This window comes from Bradyrhizobium sp. USDA 326, assembly GCF_049739485.1.
Lineage (GTDB): Bacteria > Pseudomonadota > Alphaproteobacteria > Rhizobiales > Xanthobacteraceae > Bradyrhizobium.
Genome location: NZ_JBMGQA010000001.1, coordinates 3,027,199 through 3,047,895, shown reverse-complemented (window position 1 = coordinate 3,047,895; position 20,697 = coordinate 3,027,199). Strand labels below are relative to the sequence as shown.

General features: G+C 64.9%; 20 protein-coding genes. 14 read left to right on the top strand and 6 right to left on the bottom strand.

The features are described from left to right. Window positions 1-15 precede the first annotated feature (15 nt). The gene (locus ABIG06_RS14500) at window positions 16-1,014 is read right to left on the bottom strand and encodes a 2-dehydropantoate 2-reductase (RefSeq protein ID WP_370137269.1); all 999 of its coding nucleotides are present in this window, start codon (window positions 1,012-1,014) and stop codon (window positions 16-18) included. 159 nt (window positions 1,015-1,173) lie between these two features. On the opposite strand from ABIG06_RS14500, the gene ABIG06_RS14495 reads away from it, so the two are divergent. Both ABIG06_RS14495 and ABIG06_RS14490 read left to right on the top strand, forming a co-directional pair. After that, window positions 1,174-1,740, top strand: coding sequence for a YidB family protein (locus ABIG06_RS14495; protein WP_370137268.1), 567 nt, complete (start codon window positions 1,174-1,176; stop codon window positions 1,738-1,740). A gap of 42 nt (window positions 1,741-1,782) precedes the next feature. After that, complete coding sequence (locus tag ABIG06_RS14490; protein ID WP_370137266.1) at window positions 1,783-2,055, top strand: GlsB/YeaQ/YmgE family stress response membrane protein; 273 nt, start codon at window positions 1,783-1,785, stop codon at window positions 2,053-2,055. 130 nt (window positions 2,056-2,185) lie between these two features. Here the strand turns inward: ABIG06_RS14490 and ABIG06_RS14485 are convergent, their stop codons facing one another. After that, window positions 2,186-2,971, bottom strand: coding sequence for an SDR family NAD(P)-dependent oxidoreductase (locus ABIG06_RS14485; protein ID WP_124162773.1), 786 nt, complete (start codon window positions 2,969-2,971; stop codon window positions 2,186-2,188). Between the two features lie 247 nt (window positions 2,972-3,218). Here ABIG06_RS14485 and ABIG06_RS14480 point away from each other — a divergent pair, with 247 nt between their 5' ends. Genes ABIG06_RS14480 through ABIG06_RS14470 form a run of 3 tightly spaced genes read left to right on the top strand, consistent with a single transcriptional unit; the run spans window position 3,219 to window position 6,292 of the window. After that, window positions 3,219-4,283 carry an acyl-CoA dehydrogenase family protein gene (locus ABIG06_RS14480; protein ID WP_370137264.1) on the top strand — a complete coding sequence of 355 codons (1,065 nt, stop codon included), beginning with the start codon at window positions 3,219-3,221 and terminating at the stop codon, window positions 4,281-4,283. An 18-nt stretch (window positions 4,284-4,301) separates the two neighbouring features. Further along, window positions 4,302-5,462 (top strand): acyl-CoA dehydrogenase family protein, encoded by a 1,161-nt coding sequence (locus ABIG06_RS14475; RefSeq protein WP_370137262.1) that lies wholly within the window; start codon window positions 4,302-4,304, stop codon window positions 5,460-5,462. Window positions 5,463-5,479: 17 nt separating this feature from the next. Beyond that, complete coding sequence (locus ABIG06_RS14470) at window positions 5,480-6,292, top strand: enoyl-CoA hydratase/isomerase family protein (protein WP_124162770.1); 813 nt, start codon at window positions 5,480-5,482, stop codon at window positions 6,290-6,292. A 202-nt stretch (window positions 6,293-6,494) separates the two neighbouring features. Here ABIG06_RS14470 and ABIG06_RS14465 read toward each other — a convergent pair whose 3' ends face one another. The 3 genes from ABIG06_RS14465 to ABIG06_RS14455 all read right to left on the bottom strand — a co-directional run bounded on the left by ABIG06_RS14465 (window position 6,495) and on the right by ABIG06_RS14455 (window position 9,422). Then, entirely contained in the window at window positions 6,495-7,244 is a 750-nt protein-coding gene (locus tag ABIG06_RS14465; protein WP_370140844.1) for a hypothetical protein, read from the bottom strand. A gap of 2 nt (window positions 7,245-7,246) precedes the next feature. Further along, window positions 7,247-8,038, bottom strand: coding sequence for an enoyl-CoA hydratase (locus ABIG06_RS14460; RefSeq protein ID WP_370137260.1), 792 nt, complete (start codon window positions 8,036-8,038; stop codon window positions 7,247-7,249). A 178-nt stretch (window positions 8,039-8,216) separates the two neighbouring features. After that, on the bottom strand, window positions 8,217-9,422 hold the full coding sequence (locus tag ABIG06_RS14455) for an ABC transporter substrate-binding protein (RefSeq protein ID WP_124162767.1): 1,206 nt from the start codon (window positions 9,420-9,422) through the stop codon (window positions 8,217-8,219). Window positions 9,423-9,691: 269 nt separating this feature from the next. Between ABIG06_RS14455 and ABIG06_RS14450 the strand changes: the two genes are divergently transcribed. After that, complete coding sequence (locus tag ABIG06_RS14450) at window positions 9,692-10,543, top strand: thermonuclease family protein (protein ID WP_370140843.1); 852 nt, start codon at window positions 9,692-9,694, stop codon at window positions 10,541-10,543. A 138-nt stretch (window positions 10,544-10,681) separates the two neighbouring features. Beyond that, window positions 10,682-12,073, top strand: a complete 1,392-nt coding sequence (locus ABIG06_RS14445) for a M48 family metalloprotease (RefSeq protein ID WP_245454615.1) — start codon at window positions 10,682-10,684, stop codon at window positions 12,071-12,073. Between the two features lie 46 nt (window positions 12,074-12,119). Here ABIG06_RS14445 and ABIG06_RS14440 read toward each other — a convergent pair whose 3' ends face one another. Next, complete coding sequence (locus tag ABIG06_RS14440; protein ID WP_124162765.1) at window positions 12,120-13,448, bottom strand: MFS transporter; 1,329 nt, start codon at window positions 13,446-13,448, stop codon at window positions 12,120-12,122. Window positions 13,449-13,629: 181 nt separating this feature from the next. Between ABIG06_RS14440 and cyoA the strand changes: the two genes are divergently transcribed. From cyoA to ABIG06_RS14405, 7 genes are read left to right on the top strand one after another with little or no spacing between them, the layout of a single operon-like run. Further along, entirely contained in the window at window positions 13,630-14,790 is a 1,161-nt protein-coding gene (gene cyoA / locus ABIG06_RS14435; RefSeq protein WP_370137258.1) for a ubiquinol oxidase subunit II, read from the top strand. Window positions 14,791-14,802: 12 nt separating this feature from the next. Beyond that, window positions 14,803-16,800, top strand: a complete 1,998-nt coding sequence (gene cyoB / locus ABIG06_RS14430; RefSeq protein ID WP_370137255.1) for a cytochrome o ubiquinol oxidase subunit I — start codon at window positions 14,803-14,805, stop codon at window positions 16,798-16,800. Beyond that, window positions 16,801-17,430: a cytochrome o ubiquinol oxidase subunit III gene (gene cyoC / locus ABIG06_RS14425; protein ID WP_124162762.1), complete on the top strand. Its 630-nt coding sequence runs from the start codon at window positions 16,801-16,803 to the stop codon at window positions 17,428-17,430. Continuing rightward, entirely contained in the window at window positions 17,427-17,807 is a 381-nt protein-coding gene (gene cyoD, locus ABIG06_RS14420; protein ID WP_124162761.1) for a cytochrome o ubiquinol oxidase subunit IV, read from the top strand. Before cyoC ends, cyoD begins: the two co-directional genes overlap by 4 nt. Window positions 17,808-17,820: 13 nt before the next feature. Continuing rightward, window positions 17,821-18,672, top strand: a complete 852-nt coding sequence (locus ABIG06_RS14415) for an SURF1 family protein (RefSeq protein WP_370137253.1) — start codon at window positions 17,821-17,823, stop codon at window positions 18,670-18,672. After that, the gene (locus ABIG06_RS14410; protein WP_370137251.1) at window positions 18,644-20,047 is read left to right on the top strand and encodes an ATP-binding protein; all 1,404 of its coding nucleotides are present in this window, start codon (window positions 18,644-18,646) and stop codon (window positions 20,045-20,047) included. The genes ABIG06_RS14415 and ABIG06_RS14410 overlap by 29 nt, the downstream gene beginning before the upstream one ends. Beyond that, window positions 20,037-20,570, top strand: coding sequence for a response regulator transcription factor (locus tag ABIG06_RS14405; protein ID WP_124162758.1), 534 nt, complete (start codon window positions 20,037-20,039; stop codon window positions 20,568-20,570). The genes ABIG06_RS14410 and ABIG06_RS14405 overlap by 11 nt, the downstream gene beginning before the upstream one ends. Window positions 20,571-20,697 lie beyond the last annotated feature (127 nt).

Here is a 20,697-nt window from a genome sequence, read left to right as displayed (position 1 = left end):
TTCCTCCCTCGGGCGCTACCCGCGGATCTGCTGCGGCGTCAGACGAAGCGGACCTTTGCCGGCCGCCTCAGCCTCCTTGATCAGCGCAACAATGCGGCGCATCAGCGGCACGCTGACATTGTTCTGCTCGGCGAGCGCGATGACCGCGCCCTGGAGATAGTCGATCTCGGTCTTGCGGCCCTGCTTCAGATCCTGCCACATCGAGGAGCGCGCCTCGGGATCGATCTTCATCGTGCGTCCCAGAATCGCTTTGAAGATCGCATCCGGCAGCCGTAGCAAGGCCGGAGACCAGCCCATCGGGATCGGCGTCGCCGAGACCGGCGTGATGCCGGCGGCCTTCAGCACGGCGAGCCCCTCGGCCATCTGGTCGGCGAACAATCTGCGCCAGTCGCGATTCGCCAGTTGCGCGGCGAGCGGCATGTCGGACAACGCGCTGAGCGCATTGTTCAGATTGATGATCAGCTTGCCCCATTGCACACCGCCGATGTCGGCGCTCGCGCGCACCGCGAGGCCGGCAACCGAAAGCGCCGCAGCCGTGTTCTCCGGATCCTCTCCCATGCGGATGTCGCCGGAGGTCGAGCGGTGGAAACGTCCCTCGCCCATCGCGATCACGTTGAACGGCACCATGCCGGCAAGCACGCGGCGGCCGCCAAGCCGCTCGCGCAGCACCGCCACATTGCCGATGCCGTTCTGGAGCGAGACGACGATGGCATCCTGCGGCGCATGCTGCGCGATCTGATCCGCGATATCGGCGGTGTCGGCGCTCTTCACCGTGACCAGCACGATACCTGCGCTGTGGAAGATCGCGGGGTCCTCCGATAGCGCGAGCTGACCCGCGCCGAGCCTCCTCTCGGAGGCGTCGAAATCGGTCAGAAGCAGGCCGAACCGTTCGATCTCGGTCTTCACTCGCGGCCGCACGAGGAGTGCGACGCGGCGGCCCGCAGCGGCCAGCATGCCGCCGACGAAGCAGCCGATGGCGCCCGCGCCGGCGACTACGATTGGTGGATTTGTCATAAACTCGCCTTGCTCAACCTGAAGGGCCCATCTTCGATAGCAGAGGCCAGGCCGGCTGCCCATCGCGTCGCAGCCGCCTTGTAACCGTCATGAGTGCCCCATATGTTTTCGATCCGGGGGGCAAGTCAGCGGCGAGCACTCGCCGAACGGGAGAGCACCATGGGTCTACTCGACGTCCTCAACGGCATGCAGAACGGCCCGCGCGGCCCGAGCACGCCAAGCTCGGAGAAATCGTCCGGCGGCATGTCGCCGATGACCATGGCGCTCCTCGGCCTGCTCGCCTGGAAGGCGTTCAAGCATTTCACCGACAACCAGTCCGGCTCGGCGCCGCAACCGTCGCCGACGCCCGCGCCTCCGCCGGTGAACGCGGGCGGGGGTGGCAGCCTGAGCGACGCACTCAAGGGTGGCCTCGGCGGCCTGCTTGCTGGCGGCGCGGCCGGCACCGTGCTCAGCGGCGGGCTCGGCGATCTCCTCAACCAACTCCAGCAGAGCGGTCACGGCGACACCGCGAACTCCTGGGTCGGCAAGGGCGAGAACAAGCCGATCGCGCCGGGCGATCTCGCCAGCGCACTCGGCGCCGACCAGATCGACAGGCTGTCCGCCCAGAGCGGCCTGTCACGTGAGGAGCTACTCTCCGGTCTCAGCCAATACCTGCCGCAGGTGGTCGACCATCTGACGCCGGATGGGCGGCTGCCGAACGAGAACGAGATCTCGAGCAGAATCTAGTCGAAATCCGATCGACGCGTTCTCGGGAAGGGGAGCACACTCATGAGCATAGGCGGCCTGTTGTGGATCGTCGTCGTCGGCTTCGTCGCCGGCCTCATCGCGCGCTGGCTGGCGCCGGGGCCGAACAATCCGAGCGGCTTCATCCTCACAACCATCCTCGGCATCGCCGGCGCATTTCTGGCGACCTTCATCGGCCAGGCCATCGGGCACTACAGCCTCGACCAGGGCGCCGGCTTCATCACGGCCACGATCGGCGCGGTGGTGGTGCTGTTCATCTGGCACCGGCTGGTGGCGAGCGGCGTGATCAAGGGGTAGCGCCAAGACGCCGACAATGAGAGAAGCAAACCGCCTCCTCACCGTCATTGCGAGGAGCCCTTGCGACGAAGCAATCCAGACAATTTCCGCGGGGGATTTTGGATTGCTTCGCTGCGCTCGCAATGACGAACTAAGTAATCAAATGCATCCCCGCATCCATGCGCACGACCTCGCCGGTCATGTTGCTGGAGGCCGGCATCGCCAGGAAGCAGACGAGCTGGGCAATATCCTCTGCGCTCGAGGCCACCTTCAGCGGCACCTTGGCAACCACGCCGTCGCGCACCTGCTTGGCTCCCGCCTCGCCGCGGCCCTTGGTGAACCAGGGCGTGTCGATATAGCCGGGGCACACCGTGTTGACGCGGATCAGCGGCGCCAGCGCGCGCGACAGCGACAGCGTCATGGTGTTGAGCGCGCCCTTGCTCGCGGCGTACGCAATCGACGAGCCGACGCCGCTGATGCCGGCGACCGACGACACGTTGACCACCGCGGACGGTCGCCCCGAAGCCTTGGCGCCGGCCTCGAGCAGGCTGCGCGCCGCGCGCACCATCTGGAACGGGCCGATCGTGTTGACTCCGTAGACCCGCTGGAAATCTTCCGCCGACAATCCGTCGAGATCGGCGTGAGCGACATGCTTGGTGGTGCCGGCATTGTTGACGAGCACGTCGAGCCGGCCCCATCCGCTGGCTGCTGCAACGATCTTGCGGCAGTCCTCATCTTTGGAAACGTCGCCCTGCGCGACCAGGACCTCAGCGGCGCCCGCCTTGCGGCAGAGCTCAGCCGTGGCCTCGGCCTCCTTCTGGCTCGACGAATAGTTGATGACGAGCCGCGCCCCGCTCCGCGCGAGAATTGCCGCAGTCGCCGCGCCGAGGCCGGACGCCGACCCCGTCACGATTGCGCACAGACTATCCTTTGCCATCCCGAATTCCTTCCCCTGTTCTGACGCTGGCGTCCTCTTTAGCGACTTTGCCGCGCCCTGCAAATCGAGCAAACTCCGCTAAGCGGAATTAGCCTCCTATTGGCCCTTGCGCCCATGCCCGCGCCGCAGGCTGACCTGCGATCAACGCTTGTCAGGGCCATGGCTTTTTTCGATCATCGGGCGCAAGAAGAGACCGCGCACCCACCTACGGAACGGGACGCGCCAATGGCAAGACACGGGGAACGCTGTGGCGGAGAGTGACAATATCGTCGTCGAGACCGCGGAGAAGATCTTCGCCGATCTCGCCGACCCGCAAACCATCAACAACGACAAGAAAGGTTCGTGGCAGGCGCCGCTGTGGCAGGCGCTGAGCGAGGCGGGCCTTCCATTGTCCTGGGTGTCCGATGACCTCGGCGGCTCAGGCGCGAGCCTTGCCGACGGCTTTGCGCTGCTGAACGCCGCCGGCCGTTTCGCGGTCGCGGTGCCCCTGGCCGAGACCATGCTGGCGGGGTGGCTGCTGGCGCAGGGCAGGATCGCCTCGCCCGAAGGCGAGATGACAGTGTTGCCGGCATCGCCGAAGGACCGCATCAGCCTCGATGCCGACGGCGCGCTCTCCGGCCGCGTCCGCGGCGTGCCGTTCGGGAAGACAGCAAAGCACTTCGCGGTGCTGGCGCACGGCAAGGACGGTGTTTCCATCGCGCTGGTCGATGCGGCCAAGGCGCGGATCGAGGCCGGCCTCAATGTCGGCTACGACCACAGCGACACCGTGACGCTCGACAAGGTCCAGCCCATCACCATCAAACCCGCGCCGAAGGGCTTCGACCAGACCACGCTGATGCTGATGGGCGGCGTCTCGCGCAGCCTCCAGATCGCAGGCGCGCTGGAGTCCATGCTCGATATCTCCGTGCGCTATTCCAACGAGCGCGTCGCCTTCGAGAAGAAGATCTCGAAATTCCAGGCGGTGCAGCACAATCTCGCGCGCCTTGCCGGCGAGTCCGCCGCGGCGCTTGCGGCGGCGACGTCGGCCGCCGACGCGATCGCCAACGCAAGAACCTTCAACGACGAGGTGTATCTCGAAGCCGCCTCCGCCAAGATCCGCTGCGCGGAAGCCGCCGAGAAAGGCGGCGGCATCGCCCATCAGGTCCATGGCGCGATCGGCTTCACCATGGAGCACATCCTGCACCGCTATTCGCTGCGCGCGCTGGCCTGGCGCGACGATTTCGGCTCGGAAAGCTACTGGGCCGTCGAGCTCGGCAAGCTCGTCGCAAACCGCGGCGCCGACGAATTGTGGCCGCTCGTGGCGTCGCGCTGATCAGGGGACGAGACAACAATGACCGCTGCCCTCCGTTTCGATCCGATCCGCCTGCCGGAGAAATGCGAACAATTGCGCAAGGAAGTGCGCGCCTTCCTCGCCGAGGAAATCGCCGCCGGCACCTTCGATCCGCACAAGCCCAACCGCGAGGACACCGACGCACCGGAATTTTCTCGCCGGGTCGGCGCCAAGGGCTGGCTGGGGATGACGTGGCCGAAGAAATATGGCGGCCAGGAACGCTCCTTCCTCGAACGCTACGTCGTGACCGAAGAGATGCGCGTGGCCAACGCGCCGACGCGACGCTTCTTCGTCGCCGACCGCCAGAGCGGGCCGGTGCTGCTGAAATACGCCCCTGAAAACATCAAGATGGATATCCTGCCGCGGATCTGCCGCGGCGAGATCTGCTTTGCCATCGGCATGAGCGAGCCGAACTCCGGCTCCGACTTGTTCGCGGCGAAGACGCGTGCGACCAAGACCGACGGTGGCTACCTCATCAACGGAACCAAGATCTGGACCTCGTCGGCGCATATCGCCGACTACATGATCGCGATCTTCCGCACCTCGCCGCCGACCAAGGAAAACCGCCGCCACGGCCTGACGCAGTTTTTGGTCAAGATGAAGCAGCCCGGCATCAAGGTGAACCCGATCGGCCAGATCACCGGCCAATACGAGTTCAACGAGGTCGTCTTCACCGACCATTTCATTCCCGACGATCATGTGCTCGGCGAGATCGACGGCGCCTGGAAGCAGGCGACCTCGGAGCTCGCCTACGAGCGCTCGGGTCCCGAGCGCTTCCTCGAAACCTATTACGTGCTGACCGAGCTCGTCCGCGCAGTCGGCCCCAATCCGGACACGCGCAGCGCCGAGGGCATCGGCCGGCTGGTGGCGCAACTCCACACCATGCGGCGCATGTCGGTCTCGGTGGCCGGTATGCTGGAAGCCGGCAAGGAGCCAGTGGTCGAGGCGTCCATCGTGAAGGACATCGGCACGGTCTGGGAGCAGCAGCTGCCGCATCGCGTGCGCGATCTCGCCGCCTTCGTCGAGGAGACCGCGACCAACCGCGAGACGCTGGAGCGGCAGCTCGACTTCGCGATCAAGACCGCACCGAAGCTCACCATCCAGGGCGGCACCACAGAGGTGCTGCGCGGCATCATCGCCCGCGGATTGGGCCTGCGCTAATTCAATCGAGGATCATCATGAGCACCTACAAAGACATCGGCGTCGAGAAGGTCGGGCACGTCGGCACCATCGAGATCCGCCGCCCGCCGCTCAACTTCTTCGACATCTCGCTGATCAACCAGATCGCGGATGCGCTCGACGAGTTCGACCGCGACATCGAGATTCGTGCCTCGGTTCTGTCCGCGCAGGGCAAGGCGTTCTGCGCCGGCGCCAATTTCCAGGATCCGGCTCGGCAGGCGCAGGAAGCGCGCGAGGCCGAGAAGAAAGGCGATCCGGCCGACAGTCTCGGCTCGATCAACCATCTCTACATCCAGGCCGTCCGCATCTTCCGCGCCAAGAAGCCGATCGTTGCCGCCGTCCAGGGCGCGGCCATCGGCGGTGGCCTGGGGCTCGCGGTGTCCGCCGACTTCCGCGTCACCTGCCCCGAGGCGCGCTTCTCCGCGAATTTCACCAAGCTCGGCTTTCATCCTGGCTTCGGCCTGACCGTGACGCTGCCCGAGCTGATCGGCAAGAACAACGCCGAGCTGATGTTCTACACCAGCCGCCGCGTCACCGGCGAGGAGGCCTACAAGTGGGGCCTCGCCAACGAGCTGGTGCCGCAGGACCAGGTCAAGGCGGCCGCGATGAAGCTCGCCGGCGAGATCGCCGAATGCTCCCCGCTCGGCCTGCTCTCCACCCGCGCCACGATGCGCGCTGGCCTCGCCGACCGCGTGATGGCCGCGACCAACCACGAGCTCGCCGAGCAGACCAGGTTGCGCGCGACGGAGGACTTCAAGGAAGGCGTGAAAGCCACGGAAGAGCGGCGGGTGGCGAATTTTAGAGGGCGGTGATTGCGGCAGGGTCTCGCCGTGTCCCTCTAGCGCTTCCACAAACTCCCCTGTCGTCCCTGCGAAAGCGGGGACCCATAACCACAGGGAGTGGTTGTAGCGCGAGTTGACAACTCCGAGTCTTCGCCAAACCACTCGCTGTGGCTATGGGTCCCGGATCTGCGCTTCGCTTGTCCGGGACGACAGCGGTGTGTGTGGCAACCGCTCAAGCTACAACCCGGAACGTCACTCCGCCCAGCAGAAACTCTTTGCCCGCAACCGCGAGGCCCTTCGCCTTGGCGGCATGCAGCACCTGCGCCACGTCAGTCACACGAAACTCCAACGCGCTCATGATCTCGCTGGCGCCCTTCACGAAGCGGAAGGTTGCGTTGGGCAGCTTCAGTTCGGCGCCAGTCGGCGCAACGCCGATGATCTTGCCCCAGTGCTCCGCAAGCTCGATCGGATTCGGGCTCTGCATCTCCACCGCCGTCAGCGCCTGCGTCACATCCTTGCGGATGAACTTCTGCCAGTCCGGTCCCGCCGGCGGGTAGGCGCCAAGAATGTCGTCGCTGCCTTCGGTGTGGTTGAACTCGATGAAGGCGGCGCGGCAGTCGCGGGGGTGGAGCTGCACGCCGTGATAGGGCGCATGGTCGATGACGTTCGCGGTTCGCACGCCGAGCGCGTTGGCGTTGCGGCCGCGCGCGTCCGGATCGTCGCAGCAGAAGATCGCCATGTAGCCGCCGCGGCCGCCGGTCTTCTCGATGAAGCGGCCGGCCGTCGTGCCCTCCTTGAACGGCGCAACCACCTCCAGCAAAATCGTGTCGACCAGGAGCAGCGCGTTCTCCAGGCCGTACTTAGCGACATTGCCGTCCTGATGGCAGACGGACAGGCCCATGATCTCCGCGATATCGGAGACGACAGGCGCGAGCTGCGGCGCGACCAGGCAGATCTGCCGCAGCCGCATATAGGGCGCCATGGTCATGCGCCCTTGAAGATCGGCTTGCGCTTCTCGACGAACGCCTTGGCGGCTTCCTTGTGATCCTCGGTGTCGCCGCAGCGGGTGTGATGGATCGCCTCGCCGTCGAAGCAGTCCTCCAGCGCCAGATGCTCGGCATTGTTGATGTTGCGCTTGATGTAGCCGAGCGCGATCGACGGGCCCTGCGCCAGCGACAGCGCGAGCTCGTGGGCGGCGGCATCGATCTCGGCGTCGGGCACGACCTTGGTCACCATGCCGATCGCATGCGCTTCCCTGGCCGTGAGCACCGGCGACATCAGATAGAGCTCACGCGCCCGCGCGCTGCCGAGCAGTTGCGTCAGGAAATAGGTCCCGCCGTAATCCCCGGAGAAGCCGACCTTGGCGAAGGCGGTGGTGATCTTGCAGGATTCGGAAGCGATGCGCAGGTCGCATGACAGCGCCATCGACAGGCCCGCGCCGGCGGCGGCACCATCGAGCTGCGCCACCACGGGCTTGGGCATCTGATGCAGGATGCGCGAGACCTCCATGCCGCGGCGCAGATTTGCAAGCTTCTGCTCGAACGGCAGCGGCGCGCGGCCCGCTGCCATCGACTTGACGTCGCCACCGACGCAGAAGGAGCCGCCGGCGCCCTTGAACAGCACGGCCCGCACCTCCGGATCGTCGGCCGCGCGCCGCGCCGCCTCGACCAGCCCGGCGACCATGTCCGGGTTGAGCGCGTTCTTCCGCTCCGGCCGGTTCATCGTGATGGTGAGCAGCCCGCCTTCGAGCTTCTGCAGGACCATGTCGTTGCTCACAGGACGTCTCCCTCTGTTGCTGTTTTGCTCCGTCATTCCGGAGCGCGCCCCTAGGCGCGAACCCGGAATCCGTTCCTCAACCGTCACTGCCGCCCGATGGATCCCGGGTTCTCGCTGCGCGAGCCCCGGGATGACGACCTACTGTTGGGCGCGCTCGTCGCCACGACGACTCACGCCGTCACTTCTTCACCAACGGGCAGCGCGACTGCTCCAGCGGCTGGAACGCCTCGGCACCGGGCACCGTGGCGAGCAGCTTGTAGTCGTCCCAGCGGCCCTTGGACTCTGACGGCTTCTTCACCTCGAACAGGTACATGTCGTGGATCATGCGGCCGTCCTCGCGGATCTTGCCACCCTTGGCGAAGAAATCGTTGATCGGCGTCTCCTTCATCACCTTGATCACCGCCGCGGCGTCGGTCGTGCCGGCGGCCTTCACGGCTTTCAGGTAATGTGTGACGGAGGAATAGACGCCGGCCTGCGCCGAGGTCGGCACCCGCTTGGTGCGCTCCATGAAGCGCTTCGAGAATGCGCGCGTGTCGTCGTTGAGGTCCCAGTAGAACGCCTCGGCCAGCAACAGGCCCTGCGCGGTCTCCAGCCCGATCGAATCGATGTCGGAGACGAAGGCGAGCAGCGGCGAGACCTTCTGGCCGCCCTTGGTGATGCCGAACTCGGCCGCCTGCTTGATCGCGTTGACGGTGTCGCCGCCGGCGTTGGCAAGCCCGATGACCTTGGCTTTGGAAGCCTGGGCCTGCAGCAGGAACGAGGAGAAATCCGACGTGTTGAGCGGATGGCGCACGCTGCCGAGCACCTTGCCGCCGGTCTTGGTCACGACACTGCTGGTGTCCTTCTCCAGGTCCTGGCCGAAGGCGTAATCGGCGGTGAGGAAGAACCAGGTGTCGAGACCCGACTTCACAGCCGCAAGACCGGTCACATTGGCCTGGCCGTAGGTATCGAACACGTAGTGGATCGTGTAGGGACCACAGGCCTCGTTGGTGAGACGGATCGAGCCCGGGCCGTTGAACATGATGATCTTGTTGCGCGCTTTCGCGATCTCGCCGGCGGCAAGCGCGGTCGCGGAGGCCGCGACGTCGTAGATCATCTCGACGCCCTGATTGTCGAGCATGTCGCGTGCGATGTTGGCGGAGAGATCGGCCTTGTTGAGATGGTCGGCCGCCAACACCTGGATCTTGCGCCCCAGCACCTCGCCACCAAAGTCCTCGACGGCCATTTTGGCCGCGGTCTCGCTGCCGGGACCGGTGATGTCGGCATACAGGCTCGACATGTCGAGGATGCCGCCGATCTTCAGCGGCGGCTTGTCCTGAGCCTGCGCCACACTGGCACTCAATGCAAAAGCGGCGGCAAGAATGCCCGGCAAAATTCTCTTCATCGAAAACGATCTCCCTTATCGCGCCGTACTCTGATGGCAGCTTGGTTATTGCTCTTGGTGATAGCTGTTCGCTATCGCTATTGCCGCAATCCTGCCGCGGGCGCAACAGCGCAGCAAGCGCGAGGGGGTTGCAAGAGCGCGAACGCCGCACATGATTTCCGCAAAGCGGAATGGTGAGGATGCAAGATTTCTCCGCGTCATTGCGAGCGCCGCGAAGCAATCCAGAATCTTTCCGCGGAGGGAATCTGGATTGCTTCGCCGCGCTCGCAATGACGGAGTGTGAGGAAGTGTCTTCGCCTCACGCATCGTTCGAGTTAAGATCAACGCACAACGCAACCTCTCCGGGTCACGTGACGCGACTGCTTCATCTCATTGTCTTATGTCTTCTCGCCGCGAGCAGCACCGCGCTCGCCAATCCGTGTCAGTTCGAATCCCAAGGCGAAGGCCGCGTTGCCGCGATCGTCGATGCGCGAAGCATGCGTCTCGACGACGGCCGCGAAATCCGCCTTGCCGGGATCGAGCCGACGGCAACGACGAAGCAGGCGCTGACATCACTGCTCACCGGCCGCAACGTGACGCTGCGAAGCGCTGACGACGCGCCCGATCGCTACGGCCGCCAGGGCGCGCTGGTCTTCTTCGGCGGAAGCGACAACCCGGTGCAGGCCATGCTGCTCGCCCAGGGCGACGCCATGGTCTCCGCCGAGATCGCAGACAAGGACTGCGCGGCCGCCCTGATGGCGTCGGAAGCCGCAGCACGGCGCCAAAAAATGGGCAGCTGGGCTGACCCGTCGGCCATAAAAAACACGGAAAGTCCGGACGATATTTTGGCGGAGATCGGGCGTTTTGCGGTGGTCGAAGGCAAAGTCCTGTCGGTCCGGCAAGCTGGGGCAACGACCTACCTCAACTTCGGACGGAGCTGGACACGCGGGTTTGCCGTGACTATTTCAAAGCGCACGCTGGCGGCGTTCGAAGGCGCCGGTATCAGCCTTAAGTCTCTGGAGAATCGGCGTATTCGAGTTCGGGGCTGGGTTGAGGGGAATACAGGGCCGCGCATCGATGTGCGCCTCGTGGGGCAGGTCGAGTTGCTGGGCGCAAACGAGCCGGCAGGGGTAAGGCCTTAAAGTCAGGCCAGGCACGGGTTAAGCGACGTGGATGGGGTGCTAGAACGGCACGTACGGGTTGAACGCCGCCGCCTGTGGGCGGCGCCGGCCGCACTGTGCCTTGTTCTGGGAGCGGCTGCTCTCGCCGGTTGCGGCGATATGGGCCGGTTCCAGACCGCGGCGGCCCCGGCGACCGTCGTGATGCCGAAGCCGAAGCCCGCCGTGGCGCAAACCCCCGCCACCGAGAAGGAGCATGAACGCATCCTGGCGAGCTATGGCGGCACCTATGACGATCCCAGGCTCGAGGCGCTCGTCAGCAAGACCGTCGACCGGCTGGTCGCGGCCTCCGACCGTCCCGACCAGGGCTACAAGGTCACCATCCTCAATTCCGGCGCGGTGAACGCGTTCGCGCTGCCGAACGGCCAGCTCTATGTCACGCGCGGCCTGCTCGCGCTCGCCAGCGACACCTCCGAATTGTCTTCCGTGCTCAGCCACGAGATGGCGCATGTGCTGTCCAAGCATGCGGCGATGCGCGAGGACCAGGCCCGCCAGGCCGCGATCGTCACCCGCGTCGTCACCGACATGAGCAACGATCCCGATCTCACTGCGCTCGCGCTGGCCAAGACCAAGCTCACCATGGCGAGCTTCTCGCGCAAGCAGGAGCTCGAGGCCGACGGGATCGGGGTCGGCATCTCCGCCAAGGCACATTTCGATCCCTATGGCGCGGCGCGCTTCCTCTCGGCAATGGAGCGCAATGCCGAGCTGAAGGCCGGCAAGAGCTCGCTCGATCCGCGCGCGCAGGATTTCACCTCGTCACATCCGGCAACCCCGGAACGCGTGCAGAACGCGCAGAATATCGCGCGGCAGTACACTGCGCCTGAAGGCGCCGAGCGCGACCGCGAAAGCTATCTCGCCGCGATCGACAACCTCGTCTATGGCGAGGATCCCAGCGAAGGCTTTGTCCGCGGCCGCCGTTTCCTGCATCCGAAGCTCGGCTTCACCTTCCAGGCGCCGGAGAATTTCACGCTCGACAACACCGCGCAGGCCGTGATCGGCGTACGCGAGGGCGGCGCACAGGCGATGCGCTTCGACGTGGTGCGCGTGCCGGCCGAACAGTCGCTCGGCGACTACCTGAATTCGGGCTGGATGGAGGGCGTCGAGAAGGCGTCGACCGAAGATATCACGATCAACGGTTTTCCGGCGGCGTCCGCCACCGCCAAGGGCGATCAGTGGCAGTTCAAGGTCTATGCGCTGCGCTTTGGCAGCGACGTCTATCGCTTCATCTTCGCGACACGGCAGAAATCGACCGAGAGCGAGCGCAACGCGCGCGAGACCGTCAACTCGTTCCGCCGTCTCACACTCGACGAGATCCAGGCCGCGCGGCCGCTGCGCATCAAGGTCATCACCGTGCAGCCCGGCGACACCGTGGAATCGCTCTCCCACCGCATGGCCGGCGTCGATCATCCCGCCGAGCGCTTCCGCGTGCTGAACGGCCTCGATCGGACCGCGCAGGTGAAGGTACGCGATCGCGTGAAGATCGTGGCGGATTGACGTGCGCCAGGCGCACGTCCGCTGCTATCCGGCAACCGCTTGAGTCTTAGCGCCCCGCGTCCATGTCGCCGGCCTCGCGCTGGCCGCTGAGCCAGAGCGCGAGCAGGGTCCAGAACGCGCCCGAGAGCAGATACGCACCCGAGGCGATGACGCCGAGATTGGTGGCGAGCAGCAGCGCTACCAGAGGGGCGAAGCCGGCGCCGAACAGCCAGGCCATGTCCGAGGTCAATGCCGAAGCCGTGTAGCGGAATGTCTGCCGGAAGTTCGAGGCGATTGCGCCGGAGGACTGGCCGAAGGAGAGGCCGAGCAGGATGAAGCCGATCACCATATAGATGGTCTCGCCGAACGCGCCGGCATCGAGCAATTGCGGCGCGAAGCCGCTATAGATCGCGATCGCGATCGCCGATCCCATCAGCAGCGATTTGCGGCCGACGCGGTCGGCGATGATGCCGGAGATCACGATCGCGGCGACGCCGAACACGGCGGCGACGATCTCGATGATCAGGAAGCGCACCGGGCTTTCGCGGGTGAACAGGAACACCCAGGACAGCGGAAACACCGTAACCATGTGGAACAGCGCGAAGCTCGCCAGCGGCGCGAACGCACCGAGCATGATGTTCTGACCTTCGCGTGCGACGGTCTCGGAGATTCGCGAGGGCTGCAATTCGCGGGTCTCGAACAGCGTGGCATATTCTTCCGTCGTTACCATGCGCAGGCGTGCGAACAGCGCCACGACGTTGATGGCGAAGGCGACGAAGAACGGATAGCGCCAGCCCCAGTCGAAGAAATCATCGGCCGAGAGGAGGCCGGCGAAATAGGCGAACAGCGCGCTCGCCACGATCAACCCGAGCGGCGCCCCAAGCTGCGGCACCATCGCATACCAGCCGCGCTGGGAGGGCGGCGCGTTCAGCGCCAGCAGCGAGGCCATGCCGTCCCAGGCGCCGCCCCAGGCCAGACCCTGCGCGATGCGCGCCAGCGCCAGCAGCCAGATCGCCGCGACGCCGATCTCGTGATAGCCGGGCAAGAACGCCAGCGCGACGGTGGCGGTACCGAGCAGGAACAGCGCCGACACCAGCTTGGCCGTCTTGCCGTACTCCCGGTCGATCGTCATGAAAATGACGGTGCCGATCGGACGGGCCATGAAGGCCAGCGCGAAGATCATGAAAGAATAAAGGGTGCCGGTCAGTTCGCTCGCGAACGGGAACACCAGGCGCGGGAACACGATCACCGAGGCGATCGCGAAGACGAAGAAGTCGAAGAATTCCGAGGTGCGGCCGATGATGACGCCGATAGCGATCTCGCCGGGACTGGCCTGGTCGTGGCCGTGCTCGCCCGTGTGGAGGTCTGCCATTGCGGGGGTCTGTGCCGTCGCCATTCGTGCGCCCTTAACGTCCTGAAAACCAAAGCCGACCGCCCGGCTGAAGGCCAGGCAATCCGGTCCTGTCTGTCCCAACATTCCGCACTGCAACATTGGACAAATTGTCCAATGTCCGGATTGTTGCGCCGCAGCTACCCGTTGGCCCCGCAAAAGAAACTCATTCTCAAAGGCTCGGCCCGTGTCTCGTCTCAAGATCCTGGCGCTACTACCTCTGGCTGCCGCTCTCAGCGGCTGCGACTATGTCGTGCTGGCGCCAGCCGGCGACATCGCTGCCCAGCAGCGCGACCTCGTCATCATCTCCACCGTCCTGATGCTCCTGATCGTCCTCCCCGTGATGGCGCTGACGGCGCTGTTCGCCTGGCGCTACCGCCAATCCAACACGGCCGCTCGTTACGAGCCGGAATGGGACCACTCGACGAAGCTCGAGCTGGTGATCTGGTCGGCGCCGCTGCTGATCATCGTCTGCCTGGGCGCGCTGACCTGGATGGGCACGCATCTGCTCGATCCGTATCGCACGCTCGGCCGCATTCATGCCGACCGCGCCGTGGACCAGTCCAAGGCCCCGCTCGAGGTCGATGTCGTCGCGCTCGACTGGAAGTGGCTCTTCATCTATCCGGGTTACGGCATTGCGACCGTCAACGAGTTGGCCGCGCCCGTCGATCGTCCGATCAACTTCCGCATCACTGCCTCCTCGGTGATGAACTCGTTCTACATCCCCGCGCTCGCCGGCCAGATCTACGCAATGCCGGGCATGGAGACCAAGCTCCACGCCGTCGTCAACCACCCCGGCACCTACAAGGGGTTCTCGGCGAATTACAGCGGCGCCGGCTTCTCCGGCATGCACTTCAACTTCAAGGGCCTCGACGACAAGAGCTTCGACGCCTGGATCGCCAGCGCCAAGTCGGCCGGCGGCTCGCTCGGCCGCGCCGAATATCTCCAGCTCGAAAAGCCCAGCCAGAACGAGCCGGTGCGCCGCTGGGGCTCCGTCGATGCCGATCTCTACCGCCTGATCCTCAACATGTGCGTCGAGACCGGCAAGATGTGCCAGAGCGAGATGATGGCGATCGACGCCAAGGGCGGCGCCGGCCATCAGGGCCTGAACAACACGCTGCCGCTGGCCTACGACAAATACGCCCGGCGCGGCACCGCGCTTGGACCGGAGCCGAGCTTCGTCGCCGGCACCTGCACGCCGGATGCGCCGCAGGGCAGGACCACTGCCTCGATCACGGCTCCGACCGACACCATGCCGCTCATCGGCGCCGGCCTGAAGCGGCCGTCGTTCACGCCGCTCAAGTCCTCGTCCTTCTTCCTCGGACAGCGTCCGAAGTCAGACTCCTAATAGAGATCCAGCATGTCTCCTGATTTTCTCAAGCTCATCTTCGGCCGGCTCACCTTCGAGTCACTGCCGCTACACGAACCGATCGTCGTCGGCACTTTCGTGGTGGTCGCGCTCGGCGGCGCCGCGCTGCTCGGCGGCCTCACCTATTTCCGCCTCTGGGGCTATCTCTGGCGCGAGTGGTTCACCACGGTGGACCACAAGCGCATCGGCATCATGTACATGATCCTCGGCATCGTGATGCTGCTGCGCGGCTTTGCCGACGCGCTGATGATGCGCGGCCAGCAGATGCTCGCCTTTGGCGGCTCCGAAGGCTATCTCAACGCCCATCACTACGACCAGGTCTTCACCGCCCACGGTGTGATTATGATCTTCTTCGTGGCGATGCCGCTGGTCACCGGCCTCATGAACTACGTCGTGCCGCTCCAGATCGGCGCACGGGACGTGTCGTTCCCCTTCCTGAACAATTTCAGCTTCTGGATGACGGTCGGCGGCGCAGTGCTGGTGATGGCCTCGCTGTTCATCGGCGAATTCGCCCGCACCGGCTGGCTGGCTTATCCGCCGCTCTCGAACATCGGCTACAGTCCCGATGTCGGCGTCGACTACTACATCTGGGCGCTGCAGGTCGCGGGCGTCGGAACCACGCTATCCGGCATCAATCTGATCTGCACCATCGTCAAGCTGCGCTGCCCCGGCATGACGATGATGAAGATGCCGGTGTTCACCTGGACCTCGCTCTGCACCAACGTCCTGATCGTCGCCTCCTTCCCCGTCCTGACCGTCGTGCTCGTGCTGCTCTCGCTCGACCGCTACGTCGGCACCAACTTCTTCACGAACGATTTCGGCGGCAGCCCGATGATGTACGTGAACCTGATCTGGATCTGGGGCCATCCCGAGGTCTACATCCTGGTTCTCCCCGCCTTCGGCATCTTCTCCGAGGTCACCTCGACCTTCTCGGGCAAGCGGCTGTTCGGCTACACCTCGATGGTCTACGCCACGGTCGTCATCACCATCCTGTCGTACCTGGTGTGGCTGCACCATTTCTTCACGATGGGTTCGGGCGCCAGCGTCAACTCATTCTTCGGCATCACCACGATGATCATCTCGATCCCGACGGGCGCGAAGATGTTCAACTGGCTGTTCACGATGTATCGCGGCCGTATCCGCTACGAGCTGCCGATGATGTGGACGATCGCCTTCATGCTGACCTTCGTGATCGGCGGCATGACCGGCGTTCTGCTCGCGGTGCCGCCGGCCGACTTCGTCCTGCACAACAGCCTGTTCCTGATCGCGCACTTCCACAACGTGATCATCGGCGGCGTGGTGTTCGGCGCGTTCGCCGGCATCAACTACTGGTTCCCGAAAGCGTTCGGCTTCAAGCTCGATCCGTTCTGGGGCAAGATGTCGTTCTGGTTCTGGGTCACCGGCTTCTATCTCGCCTTCATGCCGCTCTACGTGCTCGGCCTGATGGGTGTGACCCGCCGCCTGCGCGTGTTCGACGATCCCTCGCTTCAGATCTGGTTCGTCATCGCCGCGATCGGTGCCCTCTTCATCTTGATCGGCATCCTCTCCATGCTGATGCAGTTCGCGGTCAGCCTGCTCAAGCGCGAGCAGCTCAAGGACGTCACCGGCGATCCCTGGGACGCGCGTACGCTGGAATGGGCGACCTCATCGCCCCCGCCGGACTACAACTTCGCCTTCACCCCCGTCGTTCACGACAATGACGCGTGGTGGGACATGAAGAAGCGCGGTTATCAGCGTCCGCTCACCGGGTTCAAGCCGATCCACATGCCCAGCAGCACCGGCACCGGCATCATTCTCGCCGGCTTCGCCACCGCGATGGGTTTTGGCTTGATCTGGTACATGTGGTGGCTGGCGGCTGCGAGCTTCATCGCGATGCTCGCCGTCGGGATCGGCCATACCTTCAACTATCACCGCGACTTCGACATTCCGGCTGAAGACATCATCCGGACGGAGGACGCGCGCACCAAACTGCTCGCCGGAGCCAAGTAAATGACTGTCGCTGTCAATCCCTCGCAGACCGGCGAGCCGCTCTTCTATCTCGCCGACGAACATCCGCATCCGGAAGGCTGGAGCACCGCGCTCGGCTTCTGGATCTACCTGATGAGCGACTGTCTCATCTTCGCGATCCTGTTCGCCACCTACGGCGTGCTCGGCGGCAACTACGCCGCCGGGCCCGCGCCGAAGGACCTGTTCGACCTGAACCTGGTCGCGGTGAACACGTCGATGCTGCTGCTGTCGTCGATCACCTATGGCTTTGCCATGCTGACGATGCAGCAGAACAAGATCGGCCAGACCCAGATGTGGCTGGCGATCACCGGCCTGTTCGGCGCCGCGTTCATCGGCATCGAGCTCACCGAGTTCGCCCACATGATCCACGAGGGCGCCACGCCGCAGCGCAGCGCCTTCCTGTCGGCCTTCTTCACCCTGGTCGGGACCCACGGCCTGCACGTCTCATGCGGCCTGATCTGGCTGGTGACGCTGATGGTGCAGGTGCAAAGGTTCGGCCTGATCGAGGCCAACCGCCGCCGCCTGATGTGCCTGTCGATGTTCTGGCACTTCCTCGACGTGGTCTGGATCGGCGTCTTCACTTTCGTCTATCTCCTGGGAGTTCTGCGATGAACACCGATACCCACGCCGCCCATGCGGACCATGATCACCACGGCGACGGCCACGCTCACGGCACGTTCTCGACCTATCTGCTCGGCTTCGTGCTCTCGGTTGTGCTCACCGCGATCCCGTTCTGGCTGGTGATGAGCGGGGCGCTTCCGAGCAAGCAAATCACCGCGCTGGTCATCATGGCCTTCGCGGTCGTTCAGATCGTCGTGCACATGATCTACTTCCTCCACATGAACACGACCTCCGAGAACGGCTGGAGCATGATGGCGCTGATCTTCACCATCGTGATGGTGGTGATCGCGCTGTCCGGTTCGCTGTGGGTGATGAGCCACCTCAACAGCAACATGATGCCGATGCACCAGATGCCGGGAATGAACTGAGCGAGACTCCGACGTGAGCAAGACCGGGACCGTGACGAGCAAGCCAGGGGGGATGCGCAGCGAGGCTGTGCGCGCCCCTTCCTTGTGGCTCACGGCCCTCTTGCTCATCGCCTTTGCGATTCTCGTCGCGCTCGGCGTCTGGCAGATCGAACGCCGGGCCTGGAAGCTGGCGCTGATCGACCGCGTCGAGCAGCGCGTTCACGCACCGGCGCGGCCGGTCCCGTCATCCGCATCGTGGCCCACCATCAGCGCCGCAAGCGATGAATACAGACACGTCAGCGTGAGCGGCCGCTTCCTGCATGACCGCGAGACTCTGGTTCAGGCCGTCACCGAGGAAGGTCCGGGCTATTGGGTGCTGACGCCGCTGAAGCGCAGCGACGGCACGCTGGTGCTGGTCAATCGCGGCTTCGTGCCCTCCGAGCGACGCGACGCGTCGACGCGCGGGGGCAGCAATCCCGACGGTGAGGTCGAGATCACCGGCCTGCTTCGCATGACGGAGCCGAAGGGCGGATTTCTCCGGGACAACGCGCCCCAGCACAACCGCTGGTACTCACGGGATGTCGCCGCGATTGCGGCGGCACGCGGCCTTCACAATGTCGCGCCCTTCTTCGTCGATGCCGACGCCGGATCACAAATTGCCGACGGTCCGATCGGCGGATTGACCGTGATCCGCTTTCCCAATAACCACCTGATCTACGCGCTGACGTGGTTTGCCCTGGCTTTCATGCTGGCCGGCAAACTCTTCGTCACATTCGGCGGCGGGCTGTTCCGCCACCAGCGCTTCGTCCACGAAAAGGCCGGCGGCTCGGATGCCGCCGCCCGCAGGACGGGATCAGATGCAGGAACGATCGTCGAGCCGACCTGACGACGGGAAAACGCTTTCCCAGACGCTTGGGCGTGACGGGCAAGCCGTTACGCTGCAATCGCAGGCCGACGCGCGCAGCGAGCTGATCGGCACCATGCCGACCGAGGACGAGACCAATCGCAAGAACATGGCGCTGCTGATCCAGCTGCGCTGGACCGCGGTGGTCGGCCAGATCGTGACCATCGGAGCCGTGCATTTCGGCCTCGGCATCCCCCTGCCGCTGGAGCGGATGAGCGCGGTGATCGGCGCGCTGGTGCTGCTCAACGTCTCCAGCCTGGTCTGGGTGCGCCATCGCGCCGCAATCACGAATAATGAGCTGCTGGTCGCTCTGATGCTGGACGTCGCCGCGCTGACCGCGCAGCTCTACCTGTCTGGCGGCGCCACCAATCCCTTCACCTCGCTGTTCCTGCTCCAGGTGACGCTGGGCGCGGTGCTGCTCGATGCCCGCTCGACCTGGTCGCTGGTCGCGCTGACCTGTGCGAGCTTCGTCTGGCTGACATTGGCCTACCGACCACTGGACCTGCCGCCCAATCCGCTGAGTGAGACCTACACCCTCACCGTAACAGGCATGCTGCTCGGCTTCGTCCTCAATGCCGTGCTGCTGGTGGTGTTCGTCACCCGCATCAACAGGAATTTGCGCGAGCGCGATGCACATCTGGCGGCGCTGCGTCAGCATGCGGCCGAGCAGGATCACATCGTGCGCATGGGCCTGCTCGCCTCCGGCGCGGCACATGAGCTCGGCACGCCGCTGGCCTCGCTCTCAGTGATCCTCAGCGACTGGCGTCGCATGCCGGATCTCGCCGCCGATGAGGAGCTCGCCGAGGATCTTGCGGAAATGGAGACCTCGCTGCAACGCTGCAAGTCCATCGTGACGGGCATCCTGGTGTCGGCCGGCGAAGCGCGCGGCGAAGGCTCCTCGCCGACGACGGTGACGGCCTTCGTGACCGCCTTGGTGGAGGAATGGCGCGACGCGCGCTCGGCCCGCACGCTCTACTTCGTCAATACGTTCGGCGAGGACGTCGCGATCGTCTCCGACGTCGCGTTGAAGCAGGTGATCTTCAACGTGCTCGACAACGCCTATGAGGTCTCGCGCGACTGGGTCGAGCTCGTCGCCGAGCGCGAAGGCGACAATCTGGTGCTGTCGATCAGCGACCGCGGCCCGGGCTTTGCGCCGGAGATGCTGGCGCAGCTGGGAAAGCCCTACCAGTCGAGCAAGGGGCGCGCCGGCGGCGGGCTCGGCCTGTTCCTGGTGGTGAATGTCGTTCGCAAATTGGGAGGCACCGTGACCGCCGAGAACCACAGGAAGCGCGGCGCCACGGTGCGCCTGACGTTGCCGCTCGCAACGCTCGCGATCGGAGGGAATTTTGACGCCTGACCGCTCCCTCATCGTCGTCGAAGACGACGCCGGCTTCGCCCGCACGCTGAAGCGCTCCTTCGAGCGCCGCGGCTACGAAGTCGTGCTCGCCGCCTCGATCGAGGAGGTGCGGCAGGTGCTGGAGCAACGCTCCTTCGGCCACGCCGTGGTCGACCTCAAGCTCGGCGGCGCCTCGGGCCTCGCCTGCGTCGAGCTCCTGCACACGCACGATCCGGACATGCTGATCGTGGTGCTGACCGGCTTTGCCAGCATCTCCACCGCCGTGGAGGCGATCAAGCTCGGCGCCTGCCACTATCTCGCAAAGCCTTCGAACACCGACGACATCGAAGCCGCCTTCAACAAGGCCGAAGGCAATGCCGAGGTCGCGCTCGATGCGCGGCCGACCTCGATCAAGACACTGGAATGGGAGCGCATCCACCAGACCCTGATCGAGACGGAGTTCAACATCTCGGAAGCGGCACGGCGATTGGGCATGCACCGGCGGACACTGGCAAGGAAGCTCGAGAAGCGGCCGGTGAAGTAGGCCCTCATCAATTTCTGAGCGCTGTCATTCCGTGGCGTGCGAAGCACGAACCCGGATGACGGCTTTGCGTTACGATCTTCTCCAACAAACCCATCGCTCAGCGGAGGCGCGAAGCGCATCTGCGGCC

What these genes read in the sequence shown, in the direction of transcription:
- ABIG06_RS14475 (WP_370137262.1), top strand. Translation starts at nt 4,302, where the DNA reads ATGACCGCTGCCCTCCGTTTCGATCCGATCCGCCTGCCGGAGAAATGC.
- cyoD (WP_124162761.1), top strand. Translation starts at nt 17,427, where the DNA reads ATGAACACCGATACCCACGCCGCCCATGCGGACCATGATCACCACGGC.
- cyoB (WP_370137255.1), top strand. Translation starts at nt 14,803, where the DNA reads ATGTCTCCTGATTTTCTCAAGCTCATCTTCGGCCGGCTCACCTTCGAG.
- ABIG06_RS14440 (WP_124162765.1), bottom strand. Translation starts at nt 13,448, where the DNA reads ATGGCGACGGCACAGACCCCCGCAATGGCAGACCTCCACACGGGCGAG.
- ABIG06_RS14465 (WP_370140844.1), bottom strand. Translation starts at nt 7,244, where the DNA reads ATGGCGCCCTATATGCGGCTGCGGCAGATCTGCCTGGTCGCGCCGCAG.
- ABIG06_RS14500 (WP_370137269.1), bottom strand. Translation starts at nt 1,014, where the DNA reads ATGACAAATCCACCAATCGTAGTCGCCGGCGCGGGCGCCATCGGCTGC.
- ABIG06_RS14490 (WP_370137266.1), top strand. Translation starts at nt 1,783, where the DNA reads ATGAGCATAGGCGGCCTGTTGTGGATCGTCGTCGTCGGCTTCGTCGCC.
- ABIG06_RS14485 (WP_124162773.1), bottom strand. Translation starts at nt 2,971, where the DNA reads ATGGCAAAGGATAGTCTGTGCGCAATCGTGACGGGGTCGGCGTCCGGC.
- ABIG06_RS14495 (WP_370137268.1), top strand. Translation starts at nt 1,174, where the DNA reads ATGGGTCTACTCGACGTCCTCAACGGCATGCAGAACGGCCCGCGCGGC.
- cyoC (WP_124162762.1), top strand. Translation starts at nt 16,801, where the DNA reads ATGACTGTCGCTGTCAATCCCTCGCAGACCGGCGAGCCGCTCTTCTAT.
- ABIG06_RS14445 (WP_245454615.1), top strand. Translation starts at nt 10,682, where the DNA reads ATGGGCCGGTTCCAGACCGCGGCGGCCCCGGCGACCGTCGTGATGCCG.
- ABIG06_RS14455 (WP_124162767.1), bottom strand. Translation starts at nt 9,422, where the DNA reads ATGAAGAGAATTTTGCCGGGCATTCTTGCCGCCGCTTTTGCATTGAGT.
- ABIG06_RS14470 (WP_124162770.1), top strand. Translation starts at nt 5,480, where the DNA reads ATGAGCACCTACAAAGACATCGGCGTCGAGAAGGTCGGGCACGTCGGC.
- ABIG06_RS14450 (WP_370140843.1), top strand. Translation starts at nt 9,692, where the DNA reads ATGACGGAGTGTGAGGAAGTGTCTTCGCCTCACGCATCGTTCGAGTTA.
- ABIG06_RS14410 (WP_370137251.1), top strand. Translation starts at nt 18,644, where the DNA reads ATGCAGGAACGATCGTCGAGCCGACCTGACGACGGGAAAACGCTTTCC.